The following is an 11,504-nucleotide window of genomic DNA, read 5'->3' as shown; positions in this document are numbered from 1 at the left end:
GTAGGGGGAGGGGTTCGGGCAGCAAGGACCATCCCCGGAGACGCAGGAACCAGAGCCCGATCAAATCCTGCCGACGGCGGCTTCCTTCGATCGACAACCCCTCCCTACCCCCCTCCCGCAAGGGGAGGGGGGACTCGGGGGTGCTTTCGTCACGGTCAGGTCGCTCGCCATGCCCCCATTTCAGCCGCCGGCCGCGGCAGGATCAAGGCGTCGCGACCTCCTGCGGCAGCCGGCCTTCCAGCACGTCGCGCCGCTCGCGGAACAGGGCCACCAGCGAATCCATCACCCGGCGCACCCGCGACAGGGCCCGCAGGTCGCGGTGCACAAGCAGCCACTGGTCAACCCCGACCTCCTCCAGCACCGGCCCCAGCCGTCGCAGGCCGGGATCCGGGTCGCCGGCATAGCAGGGCAGCAGGCCCACCGCCTCGCCGCTGCGCACCGCCTGCTGCAGCACCAGCCAGTTGTTGACCCGCACCGCCGGCCGGGCCCCCTGCAGCAGCTCCGCCACCCAGGCCTGGCCGGGCATGTAGGCGTGCTCCTCGTCGAAGCCGGCCCAGGTCACCCCGCGCAGCCCCTCCGGCGACGTGTCGGCGACCTCGCGGCCGCGGGCGGCGTAGATCGCGTATTCCACCCGGCCCAGCCGCCGCGCCACCAGGCTCGGGATGTCCGGCACCTGCTCGCGGATCAGGAGGTCGGCCTCGCGCCGCGACAGGTTGACCAGCATGTGGCTGGCCGCCAGCTCGATCTCGATGCATTGCAGGCCGCGCCGCAGCCGCGGCAGGTGGTCGGCCAGGAACCCCGCCATCGCTTCGCCGGCCGAGACCCGCACCGTGCCGTGCGCAGTGTCGCCGAGGCCGGCGCTGCGGCGCTGGATCGATTCGGCAGCGCGCTCCATCGCCTCGGTGTCGGCCAGCAGCTCCTCGCCCGCCGCGGTCAGCACGAAGCGGTCGGGCAGCCGGTCGAACAGCCGGGCGCCGATCGCCTCCTCCAGCCCGCGCACCCGCCGCGCCACGGTCGGGTGGCTGACCTGCAGCCGCCGCGCCGCGGCGGTCAGGTTGCCCTCGCGCGCCAGGGTCAGGAACACGCGCAGATCGTCCCAATCGGCCGGCATGGCCGGTCTCCCGCATCGATAGACCTGAACAGAAACGTACAGCCCCTCCTCGAATTTGTCGAATTCCGTTCACCAGCGTTCACATTATCGTCAGGTCGGGGCCGGCCCGACCCATCCGAACGACAGGCGACCGGCGGCGTCATTCCATCAGAGGGAAACACGCGCGATGCATTTCGAACCGCGCCTGTGGCAGTTCACGCAAGGGGTCCGCCTGCGCATCGTCTGGGCCGTGGCGATCGGCCTGGTCTCGGTCGCCCTCGGCGTCGCCCGCCTGGCCCTGCTGGGCTGGCTGATCGGCCAGGTCTTCGCCGGCCGGCCGCTGGCCGATCTGGTGCCCTCCATCGCCCTGGTCGCCGGCGTCATGGTGCTGCGCGGCGTGTTCGAGCACTGGCGGGTGATGATCGCGCATGAGACCGCATCGCAGGTCCAGGCCCGGCTGCGCCGCACCATTTTCGACCGGATCGCGGCGCTGGGGCCCGGCACCGTGGCCCGCCGACGCTCCGGCGCGCTGACCCTGTCGCTGATCGACGGGGTGGAGCAGCTGGAGGTCTATTTCGGCCAGTTCCTGCCGCAGTTCCTGATCTCGCTGCTGACCCCGGTCCTGATCTTCGCCGCCATCGCCTTCGTCGACCTTCCGGTCGCGGCGGTGATGCTCGCCTTCGCCCTGATCGCCCTGTTCGGCCCGGCGCTGTGGCACAAGCACGAGACCGGCAGTTCGCTGCAGCTGCGCCAGGTCTATGCCGATTTCGCCGCCGAGTTCCTGGATTCGGTGCAGGGCTTGGCGACGCTGAAGGCCTTCGGCCAGAGCGGCGCGCGGGCCACGACGCTGAAGACCAAGGCGCAGTCCGTCTTCCGCAGCACCATGCGGGTGCTGGCCACGAACGTGCTGGCCCGCGGCATCACCGACAGCGCCATCGCCTGCGGCGCCGCCGCGGCGCTGGCGCTGGGCGCCTGGCGGGTCGAGTCGGGCGCCATGGCCCTGTCGGCGCTGCTGGTCATCCTGATGCTCGGCGTCGAGATCTTCCGGCCGATGCGCGAGCTGCGGTCGGTGCTGCACCAGGGCATGGTCGGCCTGTCCGCCGCCCAGGGCATCTACCAGGTGCTGGACGACGTGCCGGAGGTGACGGATGCTGCCTCGGCGGCGCTGGACCGGCCGCTGGCCCCGACCATCGAATTCGACGGCGTGCGCTTCCGCTATCCCGGCACCCGCCGCACCATCCATGAGGCGCTGAGCTTCGAGGCGAAGGCCGGCGAGCGCATCGGCCTGGTCGGCCCGTCCGGCGGCGGCAAATCGTCGATCGTGCGCCTGCTGCTGCGCTTCTATGACCCGGAGGCCGGCGCCATCCGCCTGGGCGGGCACGACCTGCGCGGCCTGTCCTTCGACCAGATCCGGTCGATGATCTCGGTGGTGAACCAGGACACCTTCCTGTTCCACGGCACGGTCGAGGACAACATCCGCATGGGCCGGCCGGACGCGACCGAGGAAGAGGTCGAGGCCGCCGCCCGCGCCGCCAACATCCACGGCTTCGTCCAGACCCTGCCGCAGGGCTACAGGACCGTGGTCGGCGAGAAGGGCGTGAAGCTGTCCGGCGGCCAGCGCCAGCGCGTCGCCATCGCCCGCGCCCTGCTGCGCGACACCCCGATCCTGGTGCTGGACGAGGCGCTGTCCGCCGTCGATGCCGAGAACGAGGCGGTGATCCAGGAGGCGCTGGACCGGCTGATGCAGGGCCGCACCACGCTGGTCCTGGCGCACCGCCTGTCGAGCGTGATCGGCTGCGACCGCATCCTGGTGCTGGACCGCGGCCGGGTGGTCGAGAGCGGCCCCCATGCTGTGCTGATGCAGCAGGGCGGCGTCTATGCCGGGCTGATGGCCGAGCAGGCGCGCGAATCGGCGGCCGGCCCCCTTTTCGATACGATTGGCATCGACGCGCCCGTCGCCGCCCGCACGGCCGAGGCGGCTCCCGCCGCGCCAGCCGCCGCGACCAAGGTCGAGACCGAGGGCATCCTCAAGGCCGAGGGGCTGGGCTGGGGCCGGCTGGTGGCCGAGCTGATGAAGCTGGCCATGCCCTGGAAGGGCAAGCTGGCCCTGACCTTCGCCTTCGGCGTGCTGCGCGTCGTCGCCTTCATCGGCGTCGGCGTGCTGAGCGCCCTGGTGCTGCTGGCGCTGAAGAACGGCCAGCCCTATGGCGCCCTGCTGTGGGCCCTGGCCGTCGTCGCGCCGCTGTCCGGCGTGCTGCACTGGCTGGAATCCTGGATCGCCCACGACATGGCCTTCCGCCTGCTGGCCGACATGCGTGCCGACGTGTTCCGCAAGCTCGACGCCCTGGCCCCGGCCTATCTGGTGCGGCGGCGCACCGGCGACCTGATGGCGCTGGTGACCCACGACATCGAGCTGGTGGAGTACTTCTTCGCCCACACCGTGGCGCCGGCCTTCGTCGCCGTGCTGGTGCCGGCCGCGGTGCTGGCGGTGCTGGTCTGGGCCAGCCCGTGGATCGCGCTGGCGCTGCTGCCCTTCCTGCTGGCCGTCGCCATCAGCCCGTTCCTGATGCGCCGCCGGGTCGACCGCCTCGGCTCCGAGTCGCGGGAGGCGGCCGGCGAGCTCGGCGCCTTCGCCGTCGACTCGGTGCAGGGGCTGGGCGAGATCGTCGCCTTCCAGCAGGAGGCCGCGCGGGGCGACACGCTGGACGCGCTGTCGCAGCGCTTCATCCGGCTGCGCCTGCCCTTCTTCGCCGAGCTGACCCGGCAGCAGAGCCTGCTGGAGATCCTGACCGGCCTGGGCGGCCTGGCCGTGGTGGTGACCGGCGCGGCGCTGTCGGCGCAGGGCGCGATCGACCCCGGCCTGCTGCCGCTCTTGACCATCCTGGCGATGGCCGCCTTCCTGCCGGTGTCGGAGATCGCGCAGGTCGGCCGCCAGCTGGCCGACACGCTGGGCGCCACCCGCCGCATCTACGGGCTGAAGGCCGAGCCGGTGCCAGTGGTAGACGGGCCGGGCGTGCCGGACAACGTGCTGAACGGGCCCGGCGCCGCGGCGCTGGCGCTGCAGGGCGTTGGCTTCACCTATCCCGGCCAAGGCCGGCGCGCGCTGGATGGGGTGACGGTCGAGATCCCGGCCGGCAGGACAGCGGCGCTGGTCGGCACCTCCGGCGCCGGCAAGACCACCACGGCCCAGTTGCTGATGCGGTTCTGGGACCCGGATGAGGGCCGGATCACCCTCAACGGCGCCGATCTGCGCGACTACAAGCAGGATGACCTGCGACGCCGCATCGCCCTGGTGGCCCAGGACACTTACCTGTTCAACGACACGCTGCGCGCCAACATCCGCATCGCCCGGCCGGAGGCGAGCGAGGTGGAGCTGGCGGCGGCCATCGAGCACGCCTCGCTGACCGAGCTGGTCGAGACCCTGCCGGAGGGGCTCGACTCGCCGGTGGGCGAGCGCGGCACGTCCCTGTCCGGCGGCCAGCGCCAGCGCGTCGCCATCGCCCGCGCCTTCCTGAAGAACGCGCCGGTGCTGATCCTGGACGAGGCGACCTCGCATCTCGACACGGTCAACGAGCAGGCGGTACGCCGGGCGCTGGACCGGCTGCAATCCGACCGCACCACCATCGTCATCGCCCACCGCCTGTCGACGATCCGCGACGCCGACCTGATCGTGGTGCTGGACGAAGGCCGGGTGGCCGAGACCGGGACGCACGCAGCGCTGCTGGCCCGGGGCGGACTCTATGCCCAGCTGGTCTCCCGCCAGCTCGCCTCGGCCCAGGCGGCGCAGTAGGGACTCTCCACCGTCCACTTTCACTGTCATGCCCGGGCTTGACCCGGGCATCCAGGAGGTCTCGACACCCTCTGGATTGCCGGGTCAAGCCCGGCAATGACAGTTGGAGGGAGGGTTGCTCTACTCCCCAGCCGCCCGCCTTGCCGCGGCGGCGCCCTCGCCGGTCAGCTGCAGGAAGATGTCCTCCAGATCCGTCTCCTCGGTGGACAGGTCGGCGATGCGCACGCCGGCTTGGTCCATCAGGGTGAGCAGGTCGCCCAGCCGGGTCTCGCTGGGCCGGTAACGCACCACCAGCCGCGTGGCGCCCGCCAGCTCCATGCCCCGCGCGGCCAGGGCCGGGGGCAGCGCGTCCAGCGGCTCGCTCAAGGTCACCATCAGGGTCTTGCTGTCGACGCTGGACAAGAGGTTGGCGGTGCTGTCGCAGGCGACGATGCGGCCCTGATCGATGATCGCGATCCGGTCGCACAGCTCCTCCGCCTCCTCCAGGTAATGCGTGGTCAGGACGATGGTGGTGCCGGCCCGGTTCAGCGCCCGGACATGGGCCCACAGGCTGCGCCGCAGCTCGATATCGACGCCGGCGGTCGGCTCGTCCAGCACCAGGACGGGCGGCGAATGCACCATCGCCTTGGCCACCATCAGCCGCCGCCGCATGCCGCCGGACAGCGTCCGGGCGTAGGCGTCGGCCTTGTCGGCCAGCCCGACCGCCTGCAGCAGCTCCGCCGTGATCCGCTCGCCCTTCGGCACGCCGTAAAGCCCGGCCTGCAGGTCCAGCAGCTCGCGCGGGGTGAAGAACGGGTCGATGTTCAGCTCCTGCGGCACCACGCCGATCGCCGCCCGCGCCTGGCGCGTCGCCCGGCCGATATCGAAGCCCCAGATCCAGGCGTCGCCCGCGGTCTTGGTGACGAGGCCGGCCAGGATGTTGATCAGCGTCGACTTGCCGGCGCCGTTCGGGCCCAGGAGGCCGAAGATCGAGCCGGCGGGGATGTCGAGGTCGATCGGGTGCAGCGCCAGTTTGTCCGGCTGCCTGTTGCGCCCGCGATAGGTCTTGGTCAGCCCGCGCAGCCGGATGGCGCTCTCCGGGGCGGCGTTCGGCGGCTCGGCGGCCATGGGTCCGTGCGAAATGGTTGATCGGCTTGGCGCCATGGGTATCATCCGGCCGGAATCCGGGCAATCATCGCCCGTCCGCCCTTGCCGCCAGGAATTCCGAGCCATGCAGCCCGCCGCCCTTCAGCCCTCCGATGTGATCGAGGTCGACCGCGATGTCGAGACCGTCGGGTGCGACGGCGGCGGCGGCCCGCTGGGCCACCCGATGGTGTACTACCCGATCGGGCATGAACATGAGGTGGTGTGCAACTATTGCGGCCGCCGCTTCGTCCGCAAGGCCAACCGCCACGGCCACTGATCCGCGGAGGGCGCGATGACGCCCGAAACGGTCGAGGCCTTCTGCCTGACCCTGCCCGGCGCGGCCTTGAGCGTGCAGTGGGGCGGCGCCCATGTGTTCAAGGTCGGCGGCAAGATCTTCGCCATCCTGGCCGGGATGTCGCGCGGCGAGCCCGAGGCCTGGTTCAAGGCGTCGGAGTTCTCCTACATCCTGCTGGTCGAGCAGCCGGGCATCCGCCCGGCACCCTATCTGGCCCGCGCCAGATGGGTGGCCGCGGCGCTGGGCGCCCTCCCTGCCGACGACCTGCAGGCCTATCTGCGCGAGGCGCATCGCCTGGTCCTGGCCAAGCTGACCCGGGCGGCGCGGGCGGAGATCCTGGGCAAGAGTTAAAGCCACGCGGGCTTCCGGTCGGCCCGGCACTCCTGTAAGAGGCGGGACCCGTCTCCGACCGCCCGAGGGGCCATGTCGCGCCAGCCGATCTTCAACGTCCCGCCGATCACCCTGTGGCTGAGCGGCGCGATGATCGCGATCTTCGCCGCGCTGCACCTGTTGCCGGAGGCGGTCTGGGCGCCCGTCATCGACCGCATGGCCGTGGTCCCGGCCTATTTCGGCTATCTTGGCCAGTTGGCGCCGCTCGACGCCCTGTCCGTGGTCGCGTCGCTGGTGTTCTACGCCCTGGTGCATTACGAGCCGATCCACCTGATCGCCAATCTGGGCTTCTTCCTGGCCTTCGGCAGCGTCTGCGAGCGGCAATTCGGCCCTCGGCGCTACACCGTGCTGCTGCTGGTCACCACCGTGGCCGCCGCCCTGGCGCAGATCGCCGCAAGTTGGGGTGAGCAGACCACGCTGATCGGCGCCTCAGGCGCGGTGTCGGGCTGCATCGGCGCCTTCTGCCGGATCGCGCTGGCCCGGCACGACCCGGCCGGCCGCCGGCTGGCCCTGAACCTGATCGGCTTCACCATCATCGCCAACGCCCTGTTCGCCGTGATGGGCGGCGGCTTTATGGGCGTGGACGCCCAGATCGCCTGGCAGGCGCATATCGGCGGCTTCCTGGCCGGGCTGCTGCTGGGCGCGCCGCGACGGGCCTGAGCGGCAAGCGTGACGCGGCGGCCACAGCCGTGCGGGGCGGTCACAATCCTGAAGACTCGACGTTGCAGCCCGAGGACGCCCCGCCTATATGACCGGAGAAGCAAGAGCCGCCCGCGGGCGGCATGGAAACATTGGGGGTCCCGGCGGTGCCTCACCGAGGGCCAGCCGTGACCTGCTGAAGGAATGAGGAAGAGATGAGCAAAGTCATCGGTATCGACCTCGGCACGACCAATTCCTGCGTCGCCATCATGGATGGGGCCCAGGGCCGGGTGATCGAGAATGCGGAAGGCGCGCGCACCACGCCGTCGATCGTCGCCTTCACCGAGTCGGGTGAGCGGCTGGTCGGCCAGGCGGCGAAGCGCCAGGCGGTGACCAACCCCGAGAACACCATCTTCGCGGTCAAGCGCCTGATCGGCCGCCGCTATGACGACCCGATGACCCAGAAGGACAAGGGCCTGGTCCCGTACCAGATCGTGTCCGGCGACAATGGCGATGCCTGGGTCGAGTCGCGCGGCCAGAAATACGCCCCGAGCCAGATTTCCGCCTTCACCCTGATGAAGATGAAGGAGACGGCCGAGGCGTTCCTGGGCGAGAAGGTGACGCAAGCCGTCATCACCGTCCCGGCCTATTTCAACGACAGCCAGCGCCAGGCCACCAAGGATGCCGGCAAGATCGCCGGGCTCGAGGTGCTGCGCATCATCAACGAGCCGACGGCGGCCGCCCTGGCCTATGGCCTGGACAAGAAGGCGTCGGGCACCATCGCGGTCTACGACCTTGGCGGCGGCACCTTCGACATCTCGGTGCTGGAGATCGGCGACGGCGTGTTCGAGGTGAAGTCGACCAACGGCGACACCTTCCTGGGCGGTGAGGATTTCGACGCCAAGATCATCGACTACCTGGCCGAGGAGTTCAAAAAGGAGCAGGGCATCGACCTGCGCAAGGACCGCTTGGCCCTGCAGCGCCTGAAGGAAGCGGCCGAGAAGGCGAAGATCGAGCTGTCCTCCTCGGTCCAGACCGAGGTGAACCTGCCTTTCATCACCGCCGACGCGTCCGGCCCGAAGCACCTGAACATCAAGCTGACCCGGGCGAAGCTCGAGGCGCTGGTCGACGACCTGATCCAGCGCACGGTCGAGCCGTGCCGCGCCGCGCTGCGCGACGCCGGCCTGAAGGCCAGCGAGATCGATGAGGTGATCCTGGTCGGCGGCATGACCCGCATGCCCAAGGTCATCGAGACGGTGAAGCAGTTCTTCGGCAAGGACCCGCATCGCGGCGTCAACCCGGATGAGGTCGTGGCCGTCGGCGCGGCGATCCAGGGCGGCGTGCTGAAGGGCGAGGTCAAGGATGTCCTGCTGCTCGACGTCACCCCGCTGTCGCTGGGCATCGAGACGCTGGGCGGCGTGTTCACCCGCCTGATCGAGCGCAACACCACGATCCCGACCAAGAAGAGCCAGACCTTCTCGACCGCCGAGGACAACCAGACCGCGGTGACCATCCGCGTGTTCCAGGGCGAGCGCGAGATGGCGGCGGACAACAAGCTGCTGGGCCAGTTCGACCTGGTTGGCATCCCGCCGGCCCCGCGCGGCATGCCGCAGGTCGAGGTGACCTTCGACATCGACGCCAACGGCCTGGTCAATGTCAGTGCCAAGGACAAGGCGACCGGCAAGGAGCAGGCGATCCGCATCCAGGCCTCGGGCGGCCTGTCGGACGGCGACATCGACAAGATGGTCAAGGACGCCGAGGCCAATGCCGCGAGCGACAAGAAGCGTCGCGAGGCGGTCGAGGCCAAGAACCATGCGGACGCCCTGATCCACTCGACCGAGAAGCAGCTGGCTGAGTTCGGCGACAAGGTCGACGCGGCCGACAAGGCGGCGGTCGAGACCGCGGTCGCCGACCTGAAGGCGGTGCTGTCGACCGACGATGCCGACCAGATCAAGGCCAAGACCGACGCCCTGGCCCAGGCGGCGATGAAGATCGGCGAGGCCATGTACAAGGCCAGCCAGGAGTCGGGCGCGGCGCCGGAAGGCGGCGAGCAGGCTTCGGCGAAGCCGGATGACGGTGTGGTCGACGCCGATTTCGAGGAAGTCGACGACGACAAGAAGAAGAAGTCGGCGTGACCGCGGTCGCATGACCACGATACACCGATAAGGGGCAGTTCCGCCCCCGCGAGGGTCCGTGACGGGCCGCGCGGGGGCGGTTTTCATCCGGGCCGGGGCCCATCGACGGCTCTCCCGGCTCGGGGCGAGGACGGCATGGCGAAGCAGGACTTTTACGATCTTCTGGGGGTTGCGCGCGGCGCCGGCGCGGACGAGATCAAGAAGGCCTACCGTAAGCTGGCGATGCAATATCACCCGGACCGCAACCCGGGCGACAAGACCGCCGAGCACAAGTTCAAGGAAATCAACGAAGCCTATGACGTCCTGAAGGACGAGCAGAAGCGCGCCGCCTATGACCGCTTCGGCCACGCCGCCTTCGACGGCGGCGCCGGGCCGCGCGGCCCGGGCGGGGCCGACTTCTCCGGCGGCTTCGCCGATATCTTCGAGGAGATGTTCGGCGACTTCATGGGCGGCCGCCGCGGCGGCGGCCAGCGCGCCCAGGCGGGCCGCGGCGCCGATGTCCGCTTCAACCTCGAGATCACGCTGGAGGAGGCGTTCCTCGGCAAACAGGCGACGGTCAAGGTGCCGTCCTCGATCGCCTGCGAGGTCTGCGACGGGTCGGGCGCCGAGCCCGGCAGCCAGCCGGTGACCTGCCCGACCTGCGGTGGCGCAGGCCGGGTCCGCGCCTCCCAGGGCTTCTTCACGGTCGAGCGCACCTGCCCCGGCTGCGGCGGCCAGGGCCGCGTGATCAAGAATCCGTGCCGGAACTGCAGCGGCTCCGGCCGCGTGCGCAAGGACAAGACGCTGAAGGTCGACATCCCGCCGGGCGTGGATGACGGCACCCGCATCCGCCTGTCGAACGAGGGCGAGAGCGGCATGCGCGGCGCCCCGCCGGGCGACCTGTACATCTTCCTGTCGGTGCGGCCGCACGCGCTGTTCCAGCGCGACGGCGCCGACCTGTTCTGCAAGGCACCGATCCCGATGGCCACGGCGGCGCTGGGCGGGCCGATCGAAATCCCGGCGATCGACGGCGGCCGCGCCAAGATCACGGTGCCGGCCGGCACCCAGTCCGGCGCCCGCTTCCGCCTGCGCGGCAAGGGCATGTCGGTGCTGCGCTCCGCCGGCCGCGGCGACATGTATGTCGAGCTGCAGGTCGAGACCCCGGTCAACCTGACCAAGCGCCAGCGCGAGCTGCTCGAGGAATTCGAGCGCGAGGGCGGTGGCGGCACCAGCCCCGAGAGCCAGGGCTTCTTCGCCAAGGTGAAGGAGTTCTTCAAGGAGTAGCGGCGGACCGGCATGTCTCCTTTCCGTCATCGCCGGGCTTGACCCGGCGATCCAGGGACCGCAAAGAGCCGAGGCGTCCTTTTTCCGGACGCCTGGACCATCGAAGGACCCTGCGCATGACCGCCGGCGACACTCCCCGCCCCGTCGAGGGCCCCGTCAGGATCGGCGTCACCGGCGCCGCCGGCCGGATGGGCCGGATGCTGATCCAGGCCGTGCTGGACTCAACCGACGGCTCGGTGATGCTGCATGGCGCGATCGGCAACGAGGGCAGCGCCGCGATCGGCCAGGATGCCGGCCTCCTGGCCGGGCGCCCGGCCTGCGGCGTCATCGTCAGCGATGACCCGGTGCAGCTCTTCGCCACCGCCGATGCGGTGGTCGACTTCACCCGGCCGGAGGCGTCGATCCGCTTCTCCGCCCTCGCGGCCCAGGGCAAGGCGGTGCATGTGGTCGGCACCACCGGCTTCTCGGCCGAGCAGCTGGCCGCGCTGGGCCGGGCCGCGCGCCATACCCCGGTGATCCAGTCCTACAACATGAGCCTGGGCGTGAACCTGCTGGCGGCGCTGGTACGGCAGGCGGCCCGCGCCCTCGACGTCGGCTGGGACATCGAGGTGGTGGAGATGCACCACCGCCACAAGATCGACGCCCCCTCCGGCACCGCCATCCTGCTGGGCCGCGCCGCCGCCGAGGGCCGCGGCGTCGAGTTCGACGCCGTGAAGGCGACCGACCGCGACGGCAGGCGGCCGGAGGGCGCCATCGGCTTCGCCACGCTGCGCGGCG

9 protein-coding genes are annotated in these 11,504 nt (G+C 70.6%); 7 read left to right on the top strand and 2 right to left on the bottom strand.

Annotation, left to right across the window (positions count from 1 at the left end):
• Positions 1 to 202: 202 nt before the first annotated feature.
• Positions 203 to 1,111 (bottom strand): LysR family transcriptional regulator, encoded by a 909-nt coding sequence (locus tag P409_RS14130; RefSeq protein WP_034837590.1) that lies wholly within the window; start codon positions 1,109 to 1,111, stop codon positions 203 to 205.
• Between the two features lie 166 nt (positions 1,112 to 1,277).
• On the opposite strand from P409_RS14130, the gene cydC reads away from it, so the two are divergent.
• On the top strand, positions 1,278 to 4,880 hold the full coding sequence (gene cydC / locus P409_RS14125) for a thiol reductant ABC exporter subunit CydC (protein WP_034837586.1): 3,603 nt from the start codon (positions 1,278 to 1,280) through the stop codon (positions 4,878 to 4,880).
• A 120-nt stretch (positions 4,881 to 5,000) separates the two neighbouring features.
• Here the strand turns inward: cydC and P409_RS14120 are convergent, their stop codons facing one another.
• A complete protein-coding gene (locus P409_RS14120; protein WP_034837583.1) occupies positions 5,001 to 5,987 on the bottom strand; it encodes an ABC transporter ATP-binding protein in 987 nt (328 codons plus the stop codon).
• A 103-nt stretch (positions 5,988 to 6,090) separates the two neighbouring features.
• Between P409_RS14120 and P409_RS14115 the strand changes: the two genes are divergently transcribed.
• The 6 genes from P409_RS14115 to dapB all read left to right on the top strand — a co-directional run.
• On the top strand, positions 6,091 to 6,282 hold the full coding sequence (locus P409_RS14115; protein WP_034837579.1) for a zinc-finger domain-containing protein: 192 nt from the start codon (positions 6,091 to 6,093) through the stop codon (positions 6,280 to 6,282).
• Between the two features lie 15 nt (positions 6,283 to 6,297).
• Entirely contained in the window at positions 6,298 to 6,651 is a 354-nt protein-coding gene (locus P409_RS14110; protein WP_034837575.1) for an MmcQ/YjbR family DNA-binding protein, read from the top strand.
• Positions 6,652 to 6,723: 72 nt separating this feature from the next.
• Positions 6,724 to 7,350: a rhomboid family intramembrane serine protease gene (locus P409_RS14105; protein ID WP_034837570.1), complete on the top strand. Its 627-nt coding sequence runs from the start codon at positions 6,724 to 6,726 to the stop codon at positions 7,348 to 7,350.
• Positions 7,351 to 7,544: 194 nt separating this feature from the next.
• Positions 7,545 to 9,464, top strand: coding sequence for a molecular chaperone DnaK (gene dnaK / locus P409_RS14100; protein ID WP_034837565.1), 1,920 nt, complete (start codon positions 7,545 to 7,547; stop codon positions 9,462 to 9,464).
• Between the two features lie 135 nt (positions 9,465 to 9,599).
• A complete protein-coding gene (dnaJ, locus tag P409_RS14095; protein ID WP_034837563.1) occupies positions 9,600 to 10,727 on the top strand; it encodes a molecular chaperone DnaJ in 1,128 nt (375 codons plus the stop codon).
• 116 nt (positions 10,728 to 10,843) lie between these two features.
• Positions 10,844 to 11,504: 4-hydroxy-tetrahydrodipicolinate reductase (gene dapB / locus P409_RS14090; protein ID WP_052120606.1), on the top strand; the 661-nt coding region annotated here is incomplete at its 3' end.

This window comes from Inquilinus limosus MP06 (genome assembly GCF_000767795.1).
Taxonomy (GTDB): Bacteria; Pseudomonadota; Alphaproteobacteria; order DSM-16000; family Inquilinaceae; genus Inquilinus; species Inquilinus limosus_E.
This window is presented reverse-complemented; position numbering and strand designations above follow the sequence as displayed.